Source organism: Kribbella sp. CCNWLW201, from assembly GCF_037203805.1.
Classification (GTDB): domain Bacteria; phylum Actinomycetota; class Actinomycetes; order Propionibacteriales; family Kribbellaceae; genus Kribbella.
The window spans coordinates 266638-290088 of record NZ_JBBCBQ010000008.1 but is presented as its reverse complement, the minus strand read 5'-3'; the positions used below and the strand labels follow the sequence as shown (position 1 = coordinate 290088).

The following is a 23451-nucleotide window of genomic DNA, read 5'->3' as shown; positions in this document are numbered from 1 at the left end:
GCTGTTCAGCGTTACAAACCGCTTCCCACACTACGAAACAGGTTCGAACACCAGTGGAACGAGTGGTTCTACCGCTTTCGGCGCGTCGCCGGCCCTCAGTCGTCGTCGGATTCGAACTCGGGGTCGATCTGCTCCGGGGACAGCGCGAGTACGTCGGCCAACTCCAGGACGAGCGCGGATCGGACCAGCCAGGCCAGGCTGGTGCCGGACCGTTCGGCCCGCAGCTCGATCGGGCGGCGGAAGACCACGATCCGGTACGGCTCGTGCGACGTACCGCCGGTGGAGTGGGTGAGCGGGATCTCGACCGCGTCGAGGTCGAGGTTCGGCACGTCCTCGATGGCGAACTCGACCCGGGCGACGACCTGCGGCAGCCGCTTCTCCAGCCGGGTCACCTCGATCGCGACCACCTCGTCGAACTGGGCCGCGGCGGATCGCTGCAGCGGCAACCCACGGGGCGCGAACTTGCTCGGCCGGCTGATCGGGCCGAGCATGCCGCGGCCGTGGCGGTCTATGTGCCTGCGATGACGGCGAGCCTCGGTCACGCGCTCAGCCTAGTGGGGGTAACGTCTGGTCGTGAGCATCGCCAGGATCTGTTCGCGCGCCGCCTGTCATAAGCCGGCTGTGTCGACGCTCACGTATGTGTACGCCGATTCCACCTGTGTGCTCGGCCCGTTGGCGACGTACGCCGAACCGCACTGCTACGACCTGTGTGCCGACCACGCCGAACGGCTGACGGCTCCGAACGGCTGGGAAGTGATCCGGCTGGCTCCGGACCCGGCCGCGGCCGGACCGTCGTCGGACGACCTGGAAGCGCTGGCGAACGCGGTCCGCGAAGCGGCTCGCCCACTGCCGCGCCAGGAGCCGGGTGCCGGGACTCCGGGCGCACCGGTCGAGATAGCTCGCCGAGGACACCTGCGGATGCTGCAGGACCCCGGCGCGAACTCCTCCGAGGCCTGACTACCTCAGCGCAGCACGTACATCCGGCTGAGCCCCGAGCTGCGCCCGGAACACGAGCGACGTGTTCAGCGGCCAGGCAGCCACCTGAGCGACGTCGTCCTCATCCGGCTTGGCCGCAGGCATCAACGTGACCCCAGCAACCACAGTGCCGCGAGTCTGCTCGACCATCAGGTAGGTCGGACGCGGCTGAGCCTTGAACGAGATCTGAGTGGTCGCACCGGCGATCACGTCGAGGGCCCGCGTGTTCAGCACCTTCCCGTTCGCATCACGCAGCTCGAACTTCACACTCCCGGTCTTACCGGGCGCGGTCACCTGCAGGATCGCCGGCTGCTGATGGGCCGGCAGCACCAGGTACGCCGGCCCGGTCAGCGCGTCGGCCGACCCGAGTGACGCGAAGTCGCTCCCACTCGCGTCCGTCATCCGCATGGACGCTGTCACCGGCTGGTCGGACGTCACGGTGATGGCACTCGGATCGCCGTGCAGCACGGTGTCGAGCCGGAAGGTCTTCACCGACCCGGCCGGGATCTGCACTGTCTCCAGGCCGGCCGGCTTGAACGGCCCGTTCGGCCCGTGCACGGTCAGGCCCGCGGTTGCCTGCAGGTCGGTCGGATTCGCCACCGACAGGATCCGCATTCCGGCACCGGGAGCGGTGGCGGGCACGAACACCTTGTTCGCCGGTGCTGCCGACGGGTTCAGCCAGTCCACACCGGCGGGCTTGGTGCCGTTGGTCGCGTTGGATCGCAGCGCCGGCGCGACCCGGCCGCCGGTGGACTCCACGTGCAGCGCGATGTCACGCAGGTTGCGCGCGATCAGGTTCAGGTACAGCTCCGACGTCCCCCGCGCCGGTACGACGATGCCCCGGGCCTGCGGCAGATCCTGCGGACCGCTGCGCGCGTAGACCGTGACGTTCACCTCGGCGTTGATGCTGTCCAGGTTCGTCAGCACCAGCACGTCCCGCCGGTCGCTCGCCCCGGATGCCCCGACGAACCAGAAGTCCGAGCCGGGCAGCTGGCACGGCGTACTGGCCATCCCCTCGTTCACGCCTTCGATGGAAGTCGTCGTACTCGTGCCGACCGTGCCGGCCGCGAGTGGGCCGACGCCGCGGATCAACAGCGGCGCGGGCTTGGTGGCCGCGGGGCTCGACCCGATCTTGCCGCGGACGAGCAACGACCCGAGCGGATCGGCCGTCTCCGGCAGCGGTGCGATGGTCAGCGGTGTCTCGGTCCCCGCGGCGGTCGGCGTACCTTCGGGCAGGGTCGGCGACACCGCGTTGACCACGCTCGACACCTTGCCGCCACCGGCGAGGGCCGGGCAGGACAGCGCCGTACGGTTCACCACTGCGCGGGAGGGCGCCTCGACACCCTCCGCGCGGGTCACCGGCTCCTTGGTCTGCGTGACGATGCCCAGCCCGGCGGCAAGCGCCATCGCGAGCACACACGCACCGAGCCGGATCCGCGCGTCCGACAGCAGTCGCCTCATCGGTCCCTCCTCGCGTGGGTGCCGTGCGGGACCGCGACAGTACGGCGGACGGTCGGCAGGCAGAAGATCAACGCGATGATCCAGCCGATCAGGCCGAGCACCCGCCACAGGCTGTGGGTCACGTCGGTGAGCGGCGAAGTGCCCTTGACGTTCGACCGGTCGACCAGCCAGGCCGCGTCACCGTCGGCCGCACTGGCCCGGGTGAGGCCGGGCAACGAGTCGAGGGTCGCCTGCAGTGTCGAGTCGACCGGCGCCGGCAGATAGACGTAGTCGATCGCCTGTCCGGCCAACTGCCGGCCTTCCTCACCCGTACCGCCACCGCCGAGGGTCGACAGCACATCCGTGATCGGCTTGGTCTGCTCCGCCTTCGGCGCGGCCTCCAGCGACCCCATCCGCGGACCGCCGTCCTTCACCAGCGAATACCGCATCGGAGTGTCCGGGTCCTTGCGCACCACCAGGATCGACGCGTCCTCCGGCGGATCTTGCGAAGAGATCAAGTACGCCGGGAGGTCCTGTGCCGGTCCACGCCACAGCGGACCGTCGGCACCACGCACCATCCAGAACCCGGCGGTCACGATCGTGGTCACCAGCACGAGCCCGAGTACGCCCTGCACGATGATCTCGGTCGACTTCCCGACCGAGTCCCAGGCGACCGTCACCGCGATGATCCAGCCCGCGGTCATCAGGAACATCAGCGGACCACTGCCACCACCCAGCCGACTCGCAATCAGTGTCGCGGCCAGACCGGCCAGTGCGGCGAACCACCCGAGCAACTCGTACCGCTGCCGCGACTCACGCAGCAGGCTGACCAGAGCCACCACGATCAGCGGTACGACGAACCACCAAGGAGTCGGCGCACCGATCGGCGTACCAGTCAGCAAGTGCGGAAGGCTGTCACCCGGACCAACGGCCGCAGTAGGCGGTCCACCCGCTTCCTGACCGAGTCGCGACGGGTGCAGCACCAACTGGATCGTCCACGGCAGCACCAGCAGCAGACCCAGTACGACGGAGAAGACGAGCTGGCGACCCTGTCGACGCCACCCCAGGCCGAGTACTGCGCCGAGGACCAGCGTGACGCTGACCAGCAGACCCAGTGCCGGCGTGAACGCGAACAGCACGGCCTGGCAGATACCTGCGAACCACGCGGCCCGCCAACTGCCCTGGATGATCACGCGACGCCGTCGAGCCACCGTGTGCACCGCAGCACCGAGCAACGGCAGCACGATGGCCGCGACACACGTCCCGATCCGCCCCTGCGTGATAGCGCCGTTCGCAAAGACAGCAAGCCCGTACGCCGACGCACCCCAAGCCCGGGCTACACGGTCGACGACGAACGCGCGCAGCAAGGCCCATGCGGCCAGACCGGCCAACGGGACCGCACCGAGCAGCAGCAGGTTCGTCGCACCGGACGGACCGAACATCACTGTCGAGAAAGCCCAGAACTGCCCAAGCCAAGCAGGAGGTGTCACACCCGGCGGAGCAGCGGCCGCTGCATGCCAGAGCGAGCCGAGGCTCTCGTGCGCAGGCAACAGCAGGTTGGACCGCAGGACACCGCCACCGATCAGGTCGCGGGCAGCAATGAGCGCACCGATGGCGAGGATGACCCAGGTGACCAGGAACGGCCGGCGAATCAGTTGCCGACGCCAACGGGGCTGATCGACGGCGACGCGCGCGGTGGACTTCGCCCGGCGGGCTGTGGTGACGACCTGCTCTTCCGGCTCGTCCGCCCAGGCCTCGCGGATCCGCTCGGAGATCGTGCTGGTCGTCTCCTCCAGGTTGTGCCGCAAGGCGTGCACAGACCGGGAGAACAGTCCCTTGATGTCGTCGTACGGGACGCGATCGAGGCTGCGGCGATCCTTGCGGGCCTGGGTCCAGCCACCGGCGAGCAAGGTGCCGAGCAGTGCGGTCCACTCGTCGACAGCGCCGGACGGCGTCTTGCCGATGAGGAACCAGATCGAGCGCATGATCGTGCCGAGCAGGAAGCGCAGGATCAGCAGTGGCAGCAGCTTGCCGGGCGCGTTGGCCAGGACGGTGTAGTACGCATGCGAGCGGTCGAGTTGGTACGCGTGCCGCCGGGTGCCGGCCAGTGCGCGCTCACCGGTCGCCGCGGCCTGCGCGTGGTAGACGACCGCGTCAGGCGCGACGCCGACCTTGAAGCCCGCGCGGCTGGCACGCCAGCCGAAGTCGAGGTCGTCGCGGAACATCGGCAACCGCGGATCGAAACCGTGCAGCGCCTCCCAGACGTCGCGGCGGACCAGCATGCCCGCTGAGCTGACCGCGAGCACGTTCCGCAATTGGTCGTGCTGGCCCTGGTCGAGCTCGCCGGCCTCGATACCGGTGTCGCGGCGACCGCCGAGCGACGTGGTGACGCCGACCTCGAGCAACTCACGGTCCCGCGGCCACAGTCGCAGCTTCGGGCCCCAGACCCCGGTGTCCGGCGACATCGTGGCCTGGAGCAACAATTTCTCCAGCGCCTTCGGGGCCGGTGCGCAGTCGTCGTGGAGCAGCCAGAGCCACTCGACCACCGGCATGTGGCCGTCGTCGCCGTACGGGCCGACGGCCGACGGGATCGGCGCGAAACCGACCGCCTCGAGGCCGCGGGCGACCGCCGTACCGAAGCCGGTGCGGGCGGACACGCTGACCACGGGCTCAACGCCGGGCATCGCGGCGAGGAGCTCGGCCGTCTCGTCGGTGGAGCCGGTGTCGACCGCGATCAGCCGGTCGGGACGCGGGTTCAGCGCCCAGAGCGCCTCGGACAGCCGGGGCAGCCAGGCGGCACCCTCGTGCCCGACCACCACTGCGGTGACGACATGCCGGATCCGCGGCCGACCCATCGGGTCGTCGGTGTGGTCGGTCGGGAAGTCGACGGAGTCGAAGAACTCCCAGCCGGCCGGAGCTTCTTGTTCCATGCGGAGCAGTGACACCTTTGCGGGGAAGGGACGGCCTTCAGCCGCGACCGAGGTCACGGCGAGGACTCACCTTACAGCCGCGACGCAGCGCTACGTCCCGCTCACCCCGCTAGCGCTCCCACCTGGCCCCGCGCCGGATGGTTGCGGCCCCGGCGACTCTGCTCCGGACGGTTGCGGCGCCGACGATCCCGCTCCGGACAGCCGCGGGCCCCGGCGACGAATGTCGAGCCGGGGCCTCCGCGGGTGATTCTGATCCAGTTGTGCTGTTTGGTCGCCGATCGCGGCGGGGTGGCAGGGCACCACACCGAACGATCAGCCGGGCCTCAGACGGCCTTTTTCTTCAGCTTGCGGCGCTCCCGCTCCGACAGCCCGCCCCAGATTCCGAAGCGCTCGTCGTTCTGCAGTGCGTACTCGAGGCACTCGCCCCGCACGTCACAGCCGAGGCAGACCTTCTTCGCCTCGCGGGTGGAACCGCCCTTCTCCGGGAAGAAAGCCTCCGGGTCGGTCTGGGCACACAGCGCCCGTTCCTGCCAGTTCGGCTCCTCCTCGATCGCCTCACCGTCGACAATCGCCATCAGCTCTGTCACGGTACGACCTCCTCGACCCTGTTCGTTCCCCTGTACATGTGGGTTTGCGGTCCACATGCCTGACCTCGTCCGTCCTGCGCTCTGCAACGGTCCCCGATACCGAGTGTCCAACGAACGACACGGTTGAAATTACATTCCTGCAATCCACGAAAGTCAAGCCGTGGTCTGCTATTGGCATCATCCGCAACACGGCTGCAAAAGAACGAGAGGCCTGCGTACACAGGCCTCTCGTGTCCGTGTGATACCCCGCGAACCGGCGGAAAAATGTTTACATCACAGGTTCGGCAAGGGCTTGCTGCCTTGTCAGGAAGGCGAATCGGGACCGTCCGCCGTCCAGGACGGCGTGATCAGGCAGGTGCCGGATCAGGACGGCTGTGACCACCAGCCCTGCTGACCCTGCTGCTGACCCTGCTCGTCCTTGTCGGTCTCGGAAACCCGCGGATCCACACGGGTTTCGTCGGCCGCCTCGGTTGCCTGGGGCTGCGGCTCCGGCTGAGCTGCCGGCTGCTCGGCGGCCGGAGTCTCCTCGGCCGACCAGGCCGGCTCACCCGGCTGCCAGCTCGACTGGGCTTCCGGCTGTGCCGACTCCGACTGTCCCGGCTGCCAGGCCGGCTGAGCCTCCGGCTGCTCCGGCTGAGCCTGCTCCGGCTGCTGCACGGGCCATTCCTGCTGCGGGTAGTCCTGGCCGCTGCTCCACTGCTGCTGCTGCCCGGCGTCGCCGCCGCCCCACTGCTGCTGCTCCTGCGGCCACTGCTGACCCTGCTCCTGGCCGGCCCACTGCTGCTGGCCTTCGGCGCTCCACGCCTGGGTCGGCTCGGCGTGCTGGCCCTCACTGGACCACGCCTGCTCGCCACCGGCCTGGTGCTGCTGAGCCTCGGCCTCACCGGCCGACCAGTTCTGCTGCTCACCCTGGTTCCAGCCCTGCTCCTGAGGCCACTGCTGCTCGCCCTGAGCCGCTGCGTAACCACCGGCCGCACCCGCGGCGGCGCCACCAGCTGCAGCTGCGCCATAAGCGCCGTACTGGCCCTGCTGCTCCTGGCCGTACTGCCCGTACTGGCCCTGCTGGCCGTAGCCCTGCTGCTGTCCGTACGGCGCCTGCTGGCCGTACTGCTGCTGGCCGCCGTACTGCTGACCCTGCGGGAACTGGCCCTGCTTCGGCACGCGAACCGGTGCCGGCAGGGTCTGGTAGGTCTTGAGGATGTAGATCCCGGCAGCGCCGTACAGCGCAAGGCCACCGAGGGCGTAGATGAAGCCGACGATCTTCAGGCCGGCGGTGCTGGTCTCGGCGAACCCGGCGAACGCCGTGATCAGGCCGAGCAGCACGACCACGCCGGTGATGACCAGCGAGGCGAGGGTGACGGTCCGCGCGTTGGGGGTGCGCTCGCCGAGTTCGTTCACCAGCCAGACCGAGCCGACCAGCGAGAGAAGGATCACCAGCGCGGTGAGTCCGGGCGGCGTGAGCGTGCCCTGCACACCTCCGGCGGCCGCGGTGAAGCCGGCACCACCGACGAACAGGCGAATCAGCGAAGCCAGCGCGATCAGGCCGGCGAAAACGAGCAGGATATACGCGACCGGCTCTCTGAGCTTCTTGGTTGCGTCGGTGACCACGAGGGCTCCTCGGGATGTTGGGGGCCGTACAACAAGCTGTGCGGTTTGGTTATGACCCACCGCAGCATAGTCGTGCGGTGGTCCGACGCATTGACGACTCGTGCAGACTCTTCCCATGCGATTGACAGTGCTCGCCGGTGGCATCGGCGGTTCCACCTTCCTGCGCGGGCTGCTCAAGGCCCGTCCGGACGCCGAGATCACCGTGGTGGGGAACACCGCGGACGACATCACCCTGTTCGGATTGCGGGTGTGCCCGGACCTCGACACGGTGATGTACACCCTGGGCGGCGGCATCTCGGCCGAGCGCGGCTGGGGCCGGGAAGACGAGACCTGGGTGATCAAGGAGGAGCTGGCCGCGTACGGCGTGGAGCCGACCTGGTTCGGCCTCGGCGACCGGGACGTGGCGACCCACCTGGTCCGCACCCAGATGCTCGACGCCGGCTACGGGCTGACCGCGGTCACCGAGGCGCTGTGCGCCCGCTGGAAGCTGCCGGTGCGGCTCCTGCCGATGAGCGACGACCGGGTCGAGACGCATGTCGTGGTCGACGACCCGGACCAGCCCGGCCGACGCAAGGCGATCCACTTCCAGGAGTACTGGGTCCGCTGGCACGCCGAGATCACCGCACACCAGATCGTCGCGGTCGGCCAGGAGAAGGCCAAGCCGGCGCCCGGCGTACTGGACGCGATCGCGGACTGCGACGCACTGATCCTGCCGCCGTCGAACCCGGTCGTCTCGGTCGGCACCATCCTCGGCGTCCCGGGGATCCGGGAGGCCGTCCGGGAGACTTCCGCACCAGTCATCGGCCTGTCCCCGATCATCGGCAGCGCTCCGGTCCGCGGCATGGCCGACAAGGTGCTGGCCGCCGTCGGTGTGGCCTCCACCGCCTCGGCCGTCGCCCGGTACTACGGTTCGCGGGCGTCCGGCGGCGTACTGGACGGCTGGCTGATCGACACCTCGGACTACGCCCAGCAGGATTCGATCGCCGGAGCCGGAATTCATGTCCAGGCGGTGCCGTTGTGGATGACTGACGAGACCAAGACCGCCGCCATGGCCAACGCGGCGCTGACCCTCGCGGAGGCAGTCCGGCGATGAGGAAGCACCTCGAGATCTACCCGGTCACCGGCCTGCCCGAGGTCGCGGCCGGCGCCGACCTGGCCGCCATGATCGGCGACGAGGCCGACCTGCGCGACGGCGACGTCGTGTCGGTCACCTCGAAGATCGTCAGCAAGGCCGAGGGGCGGCTGACGACCGGGACCCGTCAGGAAGCGGTCGACGCCGAGCTCGTCCGGGTCGTCGCCCAACGCGGCGACACCCGCATCGTGCAGACCCGGCACGGCCTGGTGATGGCCGCCGCCGGCACCGACACGTCCAACACCGCGCCCGGCACGGTCCTCCTGCTCCCGGTCGACCCCGACCTCTCCGCACGAGAATTGCGCACCGCATTGAAGGAGCGGTACGACGTCAACGTCGGCGTCATCATCACCGACACCCTCGGCCGCCCCTGGCGCAACGGCCAGATCGACCTGGCCATCGGCGCCGCCGGGGTCCGCGTGGTCGAAGACCTTCGCGGTACGACGGACAGCCACGGCAACGTCCTCGCGGTGACCGAGCCGGCGCTGGCCGACGAGATCGCGAGCGCGAGCGAGTTGGTCAAGGGCAAGGCCGACGGCGTGCCGGTCGCCGTACTGCGTGGACTGCAGGACGTCGTACTCCCGATCGGCGAGCACGGGCCGGGTGCCCGGGCGCTGGTCCGGGACGCTTCGTCGGACATGTTCAGCCTGGGGACGCGGGAGGCCGCGCGGGCCGCCGTACTCGACCGTTCTGCGCCGGACGGGCCTCGAGAGGTCGATCCGTCGTTGTGGGACGGGCTGCTGGACGAGGTCGAGGACATCCACGTCGAGCTGCTTGACAACGCTGTCACGGTCTTCGGTGACGAACCCGTCGCGGTCGGCGTGATCGCCGAGCGGCTCGCCGTACTCCTGCATGCGGAGGGGTACGGCGTCACCGTCCGGACCGGACCTGGGAGTGAAGCCACGGTCACGTTCGGCTCACGGTCGAAATAGTTTTCTAGGCAACCTCTCAGGGTCGATGCGTACACTGCATCCGCACGGCGGCGACTCGGCCGCCCCGATCCGGGAAGACCAACACTGTGGGTAAAGCGTCGTCGCAGAAGCAGTCGCGCCGCGAGATGATCGAGAAGATGCAGCGGGACCAGGCGCGGGCCGACCGCAACCGGACCCTCTTCATCGTGGTCGCGTCGATCGTGGTCGGGCTGGCCATCATCGCCTACCCGGCGATCCGGCTGATCCAGGACTCCCGGACCAGGAACCAGGCGATCACCGAACTCGGCGTCGCGGCCGGATCCGCCTCCTGCGACAAGGTCATCGACGACCCGGCCTCCGGCACCCAGGACCACAAGCCCGACGGCGAGGTCATCGCCTACCCGGTGTCACCGCCGTCGTCCGGCCCGCACTACGCCACCTGGGCGCCGTTCGGGAAGAAGTTCTACACCGTCGAGGACCGCCCCGCGGTCGCGAACCTGGTGCACAACCTGGAACACGGCTACACGATCCTCTGGTACCGCGACACCCTGGCCAAGGACCAGATCGACCTGATCGAGAAGATCTCCAAGGCCAAGCTCCCGGACAGCTCGATCGGCAAGTTCATCGCGGCCCCCTTCAAGGAGTCCGAAGGCAAGCCCTGGCCCGACGGCAAGAACATCGCGTTCTCCCACTGGAGCGGCAACGCCGCCAGCGCCACCACTGCCTTCGGCCACCGCCAGTTCTGCGGTTCCGTCAGCGGCGAAGCCCTCCAGCAATTCATGGACAAATACCCCGCCTCCGACGCCCAAGAACCCAACGGCGGCTAACCCACCCAAGCCCCCCGAACGCCCCCACGGACCACAATCCGCGGGGGCGTTCGTCGTACCACCCCCTCCCCTCGCCCCGCACCCGCACCACCCACCGCGCGCCACACCCGCACCACCCACCGCACGCCGGACCACCCAACGCGCGCCGACTCCACGCCGACTCGAACCGCCCGTCCGCCCCGTCCCGCCGCCCACCCGCCACCCTCCGACATTCCAGGGGATAACCCCTGGCGTTATGGGTTCTCCCCTCTCATACGAGCAGTGAACCCACGACCCGAAGGGATATCCCCTCAAACAGCAGGCGCCCCGCCGCCACGGCGAGCACCCAACCCCCGGCCAGGCCACCCCCTCCGACATCTGAGGGGATAACCCCCGAACTTGCGGGTTACCCACTGAAAATCCGAGTGGGCAACCCCTAACCTGAAGGGTTAACCCCTCATTTGGTCAGCCGCACGCATGGACGGCCCCAGTCGCAGCAGGCACGGGCGCCACGAGCCGCCCGCCGCCCGCCGGCTCCCCACACCTTCCGCATCCACGCGACCCGGCGTTGCGTTTGTTGCGTTTGTTGCGGATAATTCGGTTGTGGGCGCATCAGGGCCAGCGCCCGCGGGAGGAGAAGCCATGAGTGCCGCAGAACTTGCCGCCGTGCAGCCGGATGCTGCTGAGGTCAAGACAGCCGACGTCGCGGTGCGCCGCGTCAAGCGCTACCTGGCCAGCCACGCCGAGGAGCGTGACATCCGCGTGGTTGTGGAGGGAGACCCCGACAACGCTCTGTCTCTCCCCCGGAGTGCTGTGGAGCTCCTGGCTCGCGTCCTTGCGCACATGGCAGCCGGCCAAGCCGTGTCGGTGGTTCCCGCCCATGCCGAGCTGACGACACAGCAGGCTGCCGATCTGCTGAACGTCTCCAGGCCATACCTGATTGGCCTACTCGACGCAGGTGAGATCGAGTACCGCATGGTCGGGAAGCACCGTCGAGTGCGTGCCGACTCGCTGCTGGACTACAGGCGCAGAGACGACCACGCCCGCCGTGAGGCCGCCGACGAGCTAACGCAGCTCACCCGGGAGATGGGCCTCTACTGACGTGCCGTTCATCGTCATGTACGACGCCAACGTTCTCTATCCCAACAGCCTTCGCGACCTGCTCATCAGGATCGCGCAGGCCGGCCTGGTCCAGGCGACGTGGACCGACCAGATACTCGATGAGACCTTCCGCAATCTCAAGGACCATCGGCCCGACCTCGATCCGCGCAAGCTCGACCGGACTCGGGAGCTGATGAACCAGGCGATTCGAGATGTCCTCGTCACCGGCCACGAACCGCTCATCGAGATCCTGGATCTTCCCGATCCTGACGACTTGCATGTTCTCGCCGCGGCGATCAAGGCCAATGCACACCTGATCGTCACAGAGAACACGAAGGACTTCCCTCCGGAAGTGCTGATCCCCTGGAACCTAGCTGCTCAGACCGCCGACGACTTCGTGCTCGGACTGATCGACCTGAACCGGCAAGCGGTCTACGCCCAGGTTCAACGCATGGCCGACAGCTTCCGGAACCCTCCGAGCACAGTCGAGGACACACTCGACTCCCTCGAACACGTCGGACTCCTCCGCAGCGTCGCAGCCCTGCGGTCCTGACCCCGGCGCCTGCTCGGCAACAGCGCAGCACTTGGATCTCCACCGCGGCGAGCACCCAGTCGGCCGGGCCATCGCCCCTCCGACATTTGAGGGGATAACCCCCGAGATTGCGGGTTGCCCACTGAAAATCTGAGTGGGCAACCCCCAACCTGAGGGGTTATCCCCTCAAATGGTGGGCTGCTGCAGGCGTCGCTGGACGCGTCGCAGCGAGCCGCTGGTGACATGACGCGGACGGACCACCACCCGGTCCCGAGTCACCACCCATCCAGATTCACCACCCGCATCCACGCGCCCCCACCGCATCCACGCAGGCAGGCGACCACCCGGGTGAGCAACTCCGGGATAGCTGCGCCCTCCTGGTCGGGGTGGTGTGGGTCAAGAGGCGAGCTCGCTCGCTCCGCGAAGCGGACGCCGAAGGCGCTCTTGACGCACACCACCCCGACTAGCACACTCACGCAGCCCGGAGCCGCGACACCACAGCCGCCCAGTGAGCACGTGCTCCCAAGCCGCCGTCCCCCGAGCGCACGACCGACGGTCGTCATTCTCGAGTGCGGTGCGGACACCGTCCGCATCCACCCGCGTATCACCCGAACGCGGTTGTCTGCCGAGCGACCCGCCGAACGTGGTGTCCGTTGGCGGCGGCTGCTCAAGTGGCGTCCGGGCTTGATGTAGGGCCCACTGCGCACGCACATTGGCGCATGCGCAGAGTGCTGCGTGTACGTGTCCGCAGTCCATTCGCCGATCGACTGCATGCAGCTACCACGCCGCGCGACCCCGCCGGAGGCGGCAAGAGAACAGCCGCCGCCGGAGGTGGTGGTGTCCGGTCGTCGAGGGACCGCAGTCCATTCGCCGATCACCTACATGCAGCTACCAGGCCGGCCGGCCCGCCGGAGGCGGTGTCCTTTAGATGTAGCGCTCCGCGTGGGTTTCTTGGACTTGGGCTACTAGGTCTTTTACTCGTTCGCCGTCGGCGAGGGGGCAGACCATGGTTACGTCTTGGGTGTGGACGATGATGTGGCTGCGGAGGCCGACGGCGGCGATCAGGTGGTCGGGGTCGTCGGTGACGATGATGTTGTCGTGGGAGTCGAGTAGGCAGCTCAGCGTGGTCCCGTCGGTACGGTTGCCGCAGGCGTCGGCGTCGTACGTGCCGGCCAAAGCGGCCCAAGAGCCGACATCGAGCCAATGCACTGGCATCGGTACGACGACCACGTCGGCGTCGACCTTGCCCTGGGAGGCGGGTTCCATCACCGCGTAGTCGACGCTGATCTTGCGCAGGTTCGGATAGATCTCGGCCAGCGTCTCTTCACGCGAGGGGGAGTCCCAGACGGATGCGACCTGGCGTAGGCGGGCGGCCGACTCGGGGAGGAGTTCGTCGAGGACGCTGAGGACGGTTTCGGCCCGCCAGACGAACATGCCGGAGTTCCACCAGAAGCGGCCGGTGGCCAGGTACTCCTCGGCGGTGGCCCGGTCCGGCTTCTCCCGGAAGCGGTCGACGACGTACGCCGCGGTGCCCTCGATGGGCTCGCCGCGTTCGATGTAGCCGAGGCCGGTGTGCGGATGGGTCGGCTCGATCCCGAACGTCACCAGCGACCGGGCGCGCTGCTCGACCACCGCGAAACCGCTCTCGATCGCGGCACGGAACTCGTCCTCCGGGCTGATCAGGTGATCCGAGCCGACAAAGGCGACGACCGCATCGGGGTCGTTGCGGGCGACCACGGCGGAGGCCAGGCCGACGGCGTTGGCGGTGTCGCGGCGGGCGGGCTCGCCGATGATGTTGTGCTCGCCGAGCTCGGGGAGTTCCTTGCGGACCACCTCGGTGTACGCACCGACCGTGCACACGTAGATGTTCTCCGGCTCGACCAGGCCGCGGAGCCGGTTGTACGCCACCCGCAGCAGCGACTGCCCGGCCGCCAGCGGCAGCACCTGCTTGGGCCTGTCGTCCCTGGACATCGGCCACAGCCGCGTCCCCGAACCTCCGGCCAGGATCACCACGTTTCGCATGAGGAGAGACCTTACCGGGCGTCGTCAGGTGGTAGGGGGAGCCGGAGATGCGCGAGGTCCGGCGGAACCGGTGTCGTCGGGCGCCAGAAGGCGTCGGATTCGCCGTCTTGGGCGGTCGCGGGCGCGTCGGTCAGGCGGAAGCGATCGCGCAGCCGGCCGTAGAAGTCGGTCGGACGCAACCGGACCAGGCGCAGACGACGGGGTGCGCCGTACACGCCGATCCAGTCGCCGGGGTCGAGGACGCCGCGCAGCTGCCCGTCGATGCTGACCGCGGCCTGCCCGGAGTGCGGCAGCACGCGCAGCCCGATCGATTCGTCGGGCGCTGCCACGACAGAGCGGTTGAAGGTCATGTGCGGCGCGACCGGGGTGAACACGATCGCCTCGGTGTTCGGCGACAGGATCGGCCCACCGGCCGCGAAACTGTACGCCGTCGAGCCGGTCGGCGTCGCCACGATCACCGCATCCGCCGAGTACGACGCCAGCAGCCGACCGGACAGGTACACACCAAGCGCCACCTGATGGTCCCTGGCCAGCTTCTCCAGTACGACGTCGTTCAACGCCGTCACGTCCAACGCGACACCCCAGCCGTCACCCTCGGTGCTCTCCGGCCGAACCGTCGGCGGCGGCAGCGACGGACCGTGCCCGTACCGCAGCAGCGACTCGATCCCGGCCGGGATCTCCAGCGGACGGGACGCCCGCATCGTCAGCGTCATCCGCTCCTCGTAGTTGGCCCCGCCGTGGTGCACCGCCTCGAGCGCCGCCTCCACGTCCCGGCACGCCACCTCGGTCAGGAAACCGACCTTCCCGAGGTCCACACCCAGTACGGCGGCATCGTTCTTGGCCGCGATCCGGGCACCACGCAGGAACGTACCGTCACCGCCGAGCGTGACCACCAGATCCGGGTCGCCGGCATGATGCAGCTCGTCCATGCCGCTGCGCCGGTCCTCGTGTGCCTTCCAGACATCGATGTCGGTGCACCCGATCCCGTGCCGGTCGGCCCACGCCCGCACGGTCCCGGCCGTCTGCACGGCGAGCGGACGCCCCTCGTGAACAACAAGCCCAAGCCGGCGCACAGGCACGACAGTCCTCCTCCGGACGGTTACTGCCTCAAAGGTAGCCAACCACCCGGAGGACCGTTACTCACCAGGTCGCCGCGATCACCCGCCCGCCCCCGGGACCTCGTGCGTCGCCTCCCGGAACATCCGGGCGAACTCGGCGCGGAACTGCGGCCGCTCGGTGATCTCCTCCGACCACGGCACCAGCACCGCAACTTGATTGCCATCAGCAACTTCAGCGGCAAACGTGGCACCCGGACGATCTCCAGCGAGTGATCGGCATGATCGGTGTTCATAGGGCGAGGTGTTCCTGGCCGGTGAGCCGTTGCAGCATTGGTCGCAGGTCGCGATGAGCGTGCTCCGGGCCGTGATGTTGCAGCAGGCAACGATCTGAATCTGGCTGCCGGGTACGCGGACCAGGTCGCCGTCCTGTCGCACGGCGCGCTCGCCGCCTACGGGGAGCCGGAGGAGACGCTGACGGCCGAGCTGCTGAGTGAGGTCTACCGCCATCCGGTGCAGGTCAGGCCGCACCCGGACACTACTTCTCCGGTGATTCTCCCCGCGCGGCGCTGATGATCGGGTCCGTCTCGTCGTCGAACTCCCCGATCACCTCCTCCAGCAGGTCCTCCAGCGCGACCACCCCGAGCGGCTGATCATCAGCCAGTACGACGGCCAGCTGAGAACGGCGATCGCGCATCGTCCGGATCGCGGTCGCCACCGGGGTGTCGGCCGACACGTGGAGCGGTGCCGTCATCAGGTCGGAGGCGTGCAGCGTCGTACCGCCGCCCGTGGTGGCGCGGGCCGCGTCGCGGACGTGGACGATGCCGCAGATCGTCGTACCGGAGCTGACGACCGCGAGGCGGGAGCGGCCTTCGCGGCGGCTGGTGAGCTCGACCTCGCGGGCCGAGGCGTCGGCCGGGACCGTGCTGAGTTGGGAGATCGGCGTCATCACCTGGAGGACGGTGGTGTTCTGCAGTGCGAGCATCGCGGTGAGGAGGTCGTGCTCGGGTGCTTCGAGGGTGCCGTGCTGCCGGGACGACTCGATCAGCAGGCGGAGTTCGTCCGGGCCGTGGGCGCTGGCCAGCTCGTTCTGCGGGGTCACCTTGAGCGCGCGGACACAGAGGTTCGCGAGCCAGTTGAGGACCAGGAGCAGCGGGCGGAAGAGGTAGGTGAAACCGCGGAAGGGCAGGGCCAGCAGCTGCGCGGAGCGTTCGGGATTGCTGATCGCCCAGGACTTCGGGGCCATCTCGCCGAGCAGGACGTGCAGCAGACCAATGGCACCGACGGCGATGATCAACGCGATCACGTGGCCGGCGCCTTCCGGTAGGCCGATCAGCTCGAAGAGCGGATGCAGGAGGTGCGCGACCGCGGGTTCGGCCAGCGATCCGAGGCCGAGGGTGCACAGGGTGATGCCGAGCTGGGCGCCGGCGAGCATCAGCGACAGCTCGCTCACGCCGGCGATCGCGGCCCGCGCCGATCGGCTGCCGGACGCGGCGGCTTCTTCGAGCCGATGCCGCTTCGACGCGACCAGGGCGAACTCCGCGGCGACGAAGAAGCCGTTCAGGATCAGCAGCAACACCGAGATGAGCAAGGCGAGCGTCGTACTCACGTCACCCGCTCCATCACGACGATCCCCGGCACGTGCCGCTCGATGGTCTGGACCGTCAACTGGACGATCTCGGGCGGGATCGGCCGGCCGTCGTGGTCGAACCGCCGGGGCAGTTCCACCATCACGTCGTCACCGACCACCGGGATCCGGCCGAGCTGCGCCATCACCAGGCCGGACACCGTCTCGTAGTCGTCACCCTCCGGCAGGTGGATCCCGGTGGCTTCCGCGACCTCGTCGAGCCGCCAGCGCGCAGGCAGCACCCACGACCCGTCCGCTCCCTGGACCAGTCCGGTCTCCGGTAGATCGTCCTCGTCCCGGATCTCACCGACCAGTTCCTCCGCGATGTCCTCCAGCGTCACGATCCCGGCGAAACCGCCGTACTCGTCCACCACGATCGCGAGCTGGCGATGCGACGACCGCAGCCGTTCCAGTACGGCGGGCAGCGGCAGGGTGAACGGTACGACGACCGGCGGCGACGCGAGGGACCCGGCGGTGACGTGGTTCCGGTCGGCCGGTTCGACCTCGACCACGTCGCCGATCGCGATCACGCCGACCACCTCGTCCACCGAGTCCGCGATGACCGGGAACCGGCTGTGCCCGGTGTCCTGTAACTCGACCACCCGGGTGAGCGGATCGTCCTGGTGCATGGTGATCACGTCGGGGCGTGGTCGCATCGCCTCACCCGCGATCCGGCCGCGGAAGTCGAGGCCGCGGTCCAGCAGCCGCATGGTGTCCTCGTCCAGCAGACCCTGCTCGTACGAGGTGACGATGATGCGGTCCAGCTCCTGTGCGGTCGCCCCCTGTGGAAGCTCCTCGACCGGCTCGATACCGACCCGGCGCAGGATCCGGTTCGAGGTCGCGTCGAAGACCCGGATCAGCGGTCCCGCGACGGCCAGGTACATCAGCGTGGACCGGGACAGGCTCAGCGCGATCGCCTCGGCCTTCGCGATCGCCAGGTTCTTCGGCGCCAGCTCGCCGAGCACCATCTGGATGATCGTTGCCGCGAGCAAGGCAAGAACGACCGCGATGGACAGGCTGACCGCCTCCGGTACGCCGGCCGCACCGAGGACGTTGGCCAGCCCCTCGCCGAGGTAGGGCTCGGCGACGTACCCGGCGAGAAGGGCGGTGATGGTGATCCCGAGCTGCGCACCGGACAGCACGAACGACAGCCGGGCCGTCACCTTCAGCGCCCGGGCTGCGGCGGCGTTACCGCCTTCGGCCAGCCTGTGCAGCCGGTGGCGGTCGACCGCGACGTAGGAGAATTCCTGCGCGACGAAGTAGCCGGTGGCAATGGTCAGCACCAGGATGAGGCCCAGGCCGGCCAGGATCAGCATGCACTGACTCTATGGCACGTCCCTCGGCTCCCTGCGTGCTGCGCGACACCCAGCGGACACGTCGAGGTGGACGTCAGGCGCTGCGGTGCTCCTCGGCGGGTTTGGCGTCGGGCTTCTCCTCGTCCTTGCCGTCGGTGACTTTCTTGAACTCGACCATCGCCCGGGCGGCGTTCCGGCTGAGCTCGGGCAGCTTCTTCGCCCCGAACAGCAGCACCACGATGACCAGGATGACGATCCATTCGCCGCCTTGGGGCAGCTCGAGCAGTGGCACCATGACAATTCCTTCTTCCCGGAAATCCCTCGCCACGGTACGTCCGCCGGCGAACCGTAGGGTGGGCCATATGTCACGAGTTCTGCCGGAACTTTTCGCCGCCGCGGTCAGCCGCGACGGTGGCGCCCCCTTCCTCACCTACTACGACGACGCGACCGGTGAGCGGATCGAGCTGAGCGCCGTCACCACCGCCAACTGGGTCGCCAAGACCGCCAACCTGCTGGTCGACGAGTACGACCTGGAGGCCGGCGAGACGGTCGCGATCGGGCTCCCGCCGCACTGGCTCGGCGTCGTCTGGGCGTTGTCGGCCTGGTCGGCCGGCGCCTCGCTCACCAGCGGCACGGGCGCGCTCGCGATCACCGGGCCGGACTTCGCGATCCGCGGCGAGCGGGAGACCGTCGCGTCCGCGCTGCTGCCGCTCGGCGGCCGGTTCCGCGAGCCGCTCCCCGACGGCATCCACGACTACGGCGCCGAGGTGTACAACCACCCGGACCTGTTCGTCCCGTTCGATCCACCGTCCCCGACATCACCGGCGTACGACGACCTGACACACGACGACCTCATCAGTACGGCGGAACCCATCGCTGACCGGATCCTGGTGACCCGCGACCTGGTCAGCCGGGAAGGCGTGGGCCTGCTGGTCGGGGTGATCGCCGGAGGTGGTTCGATCGTGCTCTGCCGCAACCTCGACGCGTCGAAGCTCGAGCGGCGGGTGTCCGACGAAAAGGTCGACCGAGTGGTGGAGGGCTGACGTGCAGCGGTTCGAGGGACGGGTAGCGCTGGTCACGGCGGCGGCGCAGGGAATCGGCGCCGCGGTGGCGCGGCGGATCGCGGCCGAGGGTGGCTCGGTGGTGGTGACGGATCTCCAGGAGGAGAAACTCGCTCAGGTCGCCGAAGAGCTCGGTGAGCAGGCGATCGCCGTACGGGTCGACGTGACGAACCGCGACGAGGTGGACGCGGCGGTCGCGGCCGCGATCGAGCGATTCGGCCGGCTGGATGTGCTGGTGAACAACGCGGGCGGGTGCATCGTCACGTCGGTGCCCGAGGACGCGACCTCGGAGGAATGGCACCAGCAGCTGGACCTCACGCTGGTCGGCGCGGCCCGCTGCATCCAGGCTGCCCTCCCACAGCTGGTGAAGACCCGCGGCAACGTCGTCACCATCAGTTCGGTGAACGGCATCGCCGCGTTCGGCAACATCGAGTACTCCGCCGCGAAGGCCGGCCAGATCGCGATGACGGTGAACTACGCGGCTCGGTACGGCGGGATGGGTGTCCGCTTCAACGTCGTCGCGCCGGGCACCATCCGGACCCCGAACTGGGACAACCAGCCCGGCACCCTGGAGAGGTTCGGGAAGATGTATCCGCTCGGACGCGTGGGCGAACCCGAGGACATCGCGGCCGCGGTCGCGTTCCTCGCCTCCGACGATGCCTCCTGGATCACCGGCCACACCCTCCCGGTGGAAGGCGGCGTCCTCACCGGTCCCGGCGCACTGGACCTGACCCCGTCAGGTCCCTTCCGGAAGGAGTATTAGCCCTTCGGCCAGGCCTCCCAGGCGGTCGCGAACATCTCGTCGACCGTGGAGGTGTTCTTCCAGCCCAGGTCACGGGCGGCCAGTTCACCGGTCGCCACGACCCGGGACGGGTCGCCGGGTCGGCGGGGGCCTTCGGTCGGGGTGAAGTCGATGCCCGTGACTCTGCGTGCGGCGTCCATGATCTCGCGGACCGACGTACCCGTGCCGCTGCCGAGGTTGTAGACGCGCTCCAGCGTCTTCCCGGCCTCGAGCGCCCGGGCGGCGGCGACGTGGGCGCGGGCCAGGTCGGCGACGTGGACGTAGTCCTTGACCGACGTGCCGTCCGGGGTCGGGTGATCGGTGCCGTAGATCTGCGGCGTCTTGCCCTGTGTCAACAGGTCGCACACGATCGGGAACAGGTTGTACGGGCTGGCGTCGTACACCGTGGGGTCGCCGGAGCCGACCACGTTGAAGTACCGCAGGGAGGTGTGGTGCAGGTCGACCGCGCGCGCCTGGTCCCGGAGCAACCACTCCCCGATCAGCTTCGACTCGCCGTACGGGCTCTGCGGGTCCGGCGGCGTCTGCTCGGTGACCACCTCGTCCTTGGGCGTCCCGTAGACCCCCGCGCTGGACGAGAAGACGATGTTGCGGATCTCCTTGTCCGCCATCGCCTCCAGCAGCGACACCATCGCGGTCACGTTCTGCGTGTAGGTGTGCAGCGGGCGGTCCACCGACACACCGGCGTACTTGAACCCGGCCAGGTGCACGACTCCGCTGACCCCGTCCAGCGCGTCGCGGACCGCCGTACCGTCGAGCAGGTTCGAGCGCACGAACGGGACTCCGTCCGGCACGAACTCGGCCTTCCCGCTGGACAGGTCGTCGATCACCACCACGTCGATACCGTCCGCGAGGAACGCGCGCACCACATGCGCCCCGATGTATCCGGCACCACCAGTCACGAGCCACGTCATGTCTTCGATCCTGCCACCACTCCGCAACACAGGGCGCGCAAACGGGCCGAACCCGTACCATCAGGCAATGATCGGACTTGTACTCGCCGCCGGCGCCGGCCGCCGCCTCCGCCCGTACACGGACACGTTGCCCAAGGCACTGGTCCCGATCGACTCCGAGACGACCGTGCTGGACCTCACCCTGGCCAACTACGCCGAGGTCGGGATCACCGATGTCGCGATCGTCGTCGGGTACGCCGCCGAGGCCGTCGAGGCCCGGGTCGACGGCTTCGAGGAGCGGTACGGCGTACGCCTCGAACTGGTCCACAACGACAAGGCCGAGACCTGGAACAACGCCTACTCGCTGTGGTGCGCCCGCGATCTGCTGAAGAACGGCGTGATGCTCGCCAACGGTGACACAGTGCATCCGGCCTCGGTCCAGCGCACGCTGCTCGACGCCCGGGGCGAGGACCGGCGGATCGTCCTCGCGCTGGACACCGAGAAGAAGCTGGCCGAGGAGGAGATGAAGGTGATCTGGTCCGAGCAGACCGGCGTCCAGCGGATCACCAAACTGATGGATCCGGCCACCGCCACCGGTGAGTACATCGGTGTCACCCTGATCGAGCCGACCGCCGCCGAGGACCTCGCCGACGCGCTCCGCGCGACGTGGGAACGCGATCCGCACCTGTACTACGAAGATGGGTACCAGATTCTGGTGGACCAAGGTTTCCGGATCGACGTCGCCTCGATCGGCACCGTCGACTGGGTCGAGATCGACAACCACGACGATCTGGCCCGGGCGCGAGAGATCGTATGCCCGTCCTAGCGAGGTTGATCGCGGCGCCGCTGGTGGTCGACGTACGGCGCGGAGCTCTGGGCGACCTGGCGAAGATCCTGGCCGACCAGCGGATCTCGCCGTCCGGGCGGGTGGCGATCGCGATCGGCCCGACGCACGGGCCGATGATCCGGGAGACCTTCCAGCCCGGCCTGGTCGGCGCGGACTGGTTCACCGTCGACGGGTGCACGATCAACGCCGCGATCAAACTGGTCGAGAAGATCCGGCGGCAGCAGTACGACGCGATCGTCGGGATCGGCGGCGGCACCGTGCTGGACGTGACCAAGTTCGCCGCCGCCCGGCTCGGCCTGCCGATGGTCGCGGTCGCCACCAACCTCGCGCACGACGGGATCGCCTCGCCGATCAGCACCCTGGACAACGACGCCGGCCGCGGCTCGTACAGCGTGCCGGCGCCGATCGGGGTCCTGGTCGACCTGGACCTGATCGGCCAGGCGCCGGCCGGGTCGGTCCGCAGCGGGATCGGCGACATCGTGTCGAACCTGTCCGCGACCGCCGACTGGGAGGCCGCGCACACCCTGCGCGGTGAGGCGATCGACGGGCTGGCCGTGTCGCTGTCGCGGACTGCGGCCCAGGCGGTGATGGACCATCGCGGCACGCTCGGCGACGACGCGTTCCTGACCACGCTGGCCGATGCCCTGGTGCTGTCCGGGATGGCGATGGTGGTCGCCGGCAATTCGCGCCCGTCGTCCGGGGCGTGTCACGAGATCTCGCACGCGATCGACCTGCTGTACCCGGAGCGGAGCGGATTCCACGGCGAGCAGGTCGGGCTGGGCGCGGCCTTCGCGTGGTTCCTCCGCGGCGACCTCGACCGCTTCCACGCCACCGTCGACTGTCTGCACCGCCACGGCTTGCCGGTCACGCCACGAGAGCTCGGCTTCACCCTGGACGAGTTCGCCGAGATCGTCGCCTTCGCCCCGCAGACCCGCCCAGGCCGCTTCACCGTCCTCGAAGAAGCCGCCCTGACCCCCGAACGCATCACCGCCAAAGTCCACGACTTCAACGACCACGCCCACGCCCGCACCCAGTCCCCGGTCACCCCCGAGGGCCGGAACCTGGATTCCTGATTGGCTCGATTCCTGATTGGGTGGGGCTGTGGATCTTGACTGGGCGGGGTGCCGGAATGTGCGGGATGTGGGTGGGTTGCCTACGCGCGACGGGCAGGTCGTGCGGGAGGGGGTGCTGATTCGGGCGGACAGTCTGCACTTTCTGTCCGCTGAGGGCGTTGAGGCGGTACGGCGGGCCGGCGTCGGACGGATCCTGGATCTGCGCGGTGATGGTGAGGTGGCCGACTGGCCGACGCCGTTCACCGGGGATCCGTTGGGGGTTCGGCAGGCCTTGCAGGATCCGGCGGATCCGGATCACGGGCAGGCGACCATCGTGGACGCGTGCACCTGGATGCTCGACCGGCGGCCGGAGCTGTTCGCGGCCGCGGTGAAGGCGATTGCGGACGCACCGGACGGCGCGGTGGTGGTGCACTGTCACGGCGGCAAGGACCGCACCGGCATGGTCGTCGCGCTGGCGCTGAGTATCGCCGGCGTACCCGAGGAAGAGATCGTCGGCGACTACTTCCTGACCCAGGAACGGCTGGCCGGTTGGCTGGCCAAGCAACTCGCGGACGAGCCGGACGCCTCGCGGCACCCGGAGATGATCGAGTTCCGCGACACCCGGGCCGAGTCGATGACCGCGATCCTGCGCCACCTCGACGACAAGTACGGCGGCCCGGAGGCGTACCTGCGCCACGGCGGCCTCACCACCGACGACCTCGACCGGTTGCGCAAGCGACTGACCTGAGTCACAAGGGCATCACGTAGCGCAGTACAT

At 68.9% G+C, this 23451-nt stretch carries 22 protein-coding genes; 11 read left to right on the top strand and 11 right to left on the bottom strand.

Translation table 11 applies throughout. The features are described from left to right. Positions 1-95: 95 nt before the first annotated feature. On the bottom strand, positions 96-542 hold the full coding sequence (locus V9K99_RS29800) for a metallopeptidase family protein (protein ID WP_337005254.1): 447 nt from the start codon (positions 540-542) through the stop codon (positions 96-98). Positions 543-573: 31 nt separating this feature from the next. On the opposite strand from V9K99_RS29800, the gene V9K99_RS29795 reads away from it, so the two are divergent. Then, complete coding sequence (locus V9K99_RS29795; protein ID WP_337005251.1) at positions 574-957, top strand: DUF3499 domain-containing protein; 384 nt, start codon at positions 574-576, stop codon at positions 955-957. On the opposite strand, the gene V9K99_RS29790 is transcribed toward V9K99_RS29795, so the two are convergent. The 4 genes from V9K99_RS29790 to V9K99_RS29775 all read right to left on the bottom strand — a co-directional run bounded on the left by V9K99_RS29790 (position 958) and on the right by V9K99_RS29775 (position 7540). After that, positions 958-2436, bottom strand: coding sequence for a DUF5719 family protein (locus V9K99_RS29790; RefSeq protein WP_337005249.1), 1479 nt, complete (start codon positions 2434-2436; stop codon positions 958-960). Continuing rightward, positions 2433-5345 (bottom strand): glycosyltransferase family 2 protein, encoded by a 2913-nt coding sequence (locus tag V9K99_RS29785; RefSeq protein WP_337005247.1) that lies wholly within the window; start codon positions 5343-5345, stop codon positions 2433-2435. Before V9K99_RS29785 ends, V9K99_RS29790 begins: the two co-directional genes overlap by 4 nt. A gap of 323 nt (positions 5346-5668) precedes the next feature. Next, positions 5669-5920, bottom strand: coding sequence for a WhiB family transcriptional regulator (locus V9K99_RS29780; protein ID WP_020389877.1), 252 nt, complete (start codon positions 5918-5920; stop codon positions 5669-5671). A gap of 375 nt (positions 5921-6295) precedes the next feature. Next, positions 6296-7540, bottom strand: coding sequence for a hypothetical protein (locus V9K99_RS29775; protein WP_337005235.1), 1245 nt, complete (start codon positions 7538-7540; stop codon positions 6296-6298). A gap of 115 nt (positions 7541-7655) precedes the next feature. Here V9K99_RS29775 and cofD point away from each other — a divergent pair, with 115 nt between their 5' ends. The 5 genes from cofD (at position 7656) to V9K99_RS29750 (ending at position 12043) form a co-directional block, all read left to right on the top strand. Further along, positions 7656-8633: a 2-phospho-L-lactate transferase gene (cofD, locus tag V9K99_RS29770; protein ID WP_337005233.1), complete on the top strand. Its 978-nt coding sequence runs from the start codon at positions 7656-7658 to the stop codon at positions 8631-8633. After that, complete coding sequence (locus V9K99_RS29765) at positions 8630-9604, top strand: coenzyme F420-0:L-glutamate ligase (protein WP_337005231.1); 975 nt, start codon at positions 8630-8632, stop codon at positions 9602-9604. Before cofD ends, V9K99_RS29765 begins: the two co-directional genes overlap by 4 nt. 86 nt (positions 9605-9690) lie before the next feature. Next, on the top strand, positions 9691-10410 hold the full coding sequence (locus V9K99_RS29760; protein WP_337005230.1) for a DUF3105 domain-containing protein: 720 nt from the start codon (positions 9691-9693) through the stop codon (positions 10408-10410). Between the two features lie 621 nt (positions 10411-11031). After that, a complete protein-coding gene (locus tag V9K99_RS29755; RefSeq protein ID WP_337005228.1) occupies positions 11032-11490 on the top strand; it encodes a helix-turn-helix domain-containing protein in 459 nt (152 codons plus the stop codon). Position 11491: 1 nt separating this feature from the next. Continuing rightward, positions 11492-12043, top strand: a complete 552-nt coding sequence (locus V9K99_RS29750) for a PIN domain-containing protein (RefSeq protein ID WP_337005226.1) — start codon at positions 11492-11494, stop codon at positions 12041-12043. Between the two features lie 903 nt (positions 12044-12946). On the opposite strand, the gene V9K99_RS29745 is transcribed toward V9K99_RS29750, so the two are convergent. The 5 genes from V9K99_RS29745 to tatA form a co-directional block, all read right to left on the bottom strand. Continuing rightward, positions 12947-14044 (bottom strand): mannose-1-phosphate guanylyltransferase, encoded by a 1098-nt coding sequence (locus V9K99_RS29745; RefSeq protein ID WP_337005224.1) that lies wholly within the window; start codon positions 14042-14044, stop codon positions 12947-12949. An 11-nt stretch (positions 14045-14055) separates the two neighbouring features. Further along, the gene (locus V9K99_RS29740; protein WP_337005222.1) at positions 14056-15123 is read right to left on the bottom strand and encodes an NAD(+)/NADH kinase; all 1068 of its coding nucleotides are present in this window, start codon (positions 15121-15123) and stop codon (positions 14056-14058) included. A gap of 514 nt (positions 15124-15637) precedes the next feature. After that, positions 15638-16708 (bottom strand): hemolysin family protein, encoded by a 1071-nt coding sequence (locus tag V9K99_RS29735; RefSeq protein WP_337005220.1) that lies wholly within the window; start codon positions 16706-16708, stop codon positions 15638-15640. Continuing rightward, complete coding sequence (locus V9K99_RS29730; RefSeq protein WP_337005218.1) at positions 16705-18042, bottom strand: hemolysin family protein; 1338 nt, start codon at positions 18040-18042, stop codon at positions 16705-16707. Before V9K99_RS29730 ends, V9K99_RS29735 begins: the two co-directional genes overlap by 4 nt. Positions 18043-18115: 73 nt before the next feature. Beyond that, positions 18116-18316: a twin-arginine translocase TatA/TatE family subunit gene (tatA, locus tag V9K99_RS29725; RefSeq protein WP_337005216.1), complete on the bottom strand. Its 201-nt coding sequence runs from the start codon at positions 18314-18316 to the stop codon at positions 18116-18118. A gap of 67 nt (positions 18317-18383) precedes the next feature. Here tatA and V9K99_RS29720 point away from each other — a divergent pair, with 67 nt between their 5' ends. Both V9K99_RS29720 and V9K99_RS29715 read left to right on the top strand, forming a co-directional pair. After that, positions 18384-19064, top strand: coding sequence for a TIGR03089 family protein (locus V9K99_RS29720; RefSeq protein WP_337005214.1), 681 nt, complete (start codon positions 18384-18386; stop codon positions 19062-19064). Between the two features lies 1 nt (position 19065). Continuing rightward, on the top strand, positions 19066-19845 hold the full coding sequence (locus tag V9K99_RS29715; RefSeq protein WP_337005212.1) for an SDR family NAD(P)-dependent oxidoreductase: 780 nt from the start codon (positions 19066-19068) through the stop codon (positions 19843-19845). Here the strand turns inward: V9K99_RS29715 and galE are convergent. Beyond that, complete coding sequence (galE, locus tag V9K99_RS29710) at positions 19842-20795, bottom strand: UDP-glucose 4-epimerase GalE (protein ID WP_337005210.1); 954 nt, start codon at positions 20793-20795, stop codon at positions 19842-19844. The genes V9K99_RS29715 and galE overlap by 4 nt on opposite strands. A 67-nt stretch (positions 20796-20862) precedes the next feature. Between galE and V9K99_RS29705 the strand changes: the two genes are divergently transcribed. The 3 genes from V9K99_RS29705 to V9K99_RS29695 are packed head-to-tail and all read left to right on the top strand — an operon-like array spanning position 20863 to position 23421. Continuing rightward, the gene (locus tag V9K99_RS29705; RefSeq protein ID WP_337005208.1) at positions 20863-21600 is read left to right on the top strand and encodes a phosphocholine cytidylyltransferase family protein; all 738 of its coding nucleotides are present in this window, start codon (positions 20863-20865) and stop codon (positions 21598-21600) included. Continuing rightward, entirely contained in the window at positions 21588-22694 is a 1107-nt protein-coding gene (locus tag V9K99_RS29700) for an iron-containing alcohol dehydrogenase family protein (protein WP_337005206.1), read from the top strand. The genes V9K99_RS29705 and V9K99_RS29700 overlap by 13 nt, the downstream gene beginning before the upstream one ends. A 28-nt stretch (positions 22695-22722) precedes the next feature. Next, complete coding sequence (locus tag V9K99_RS29695) at positions 22723-23421, top strand: tyrosine-protein phosphatase (protein WP_337005204.1); 699 nt, start codon at positions 22723-22725, stop codon at positions 23419-23421. Positions 23422-23451 lie beyond the last annotated feature (30 nt).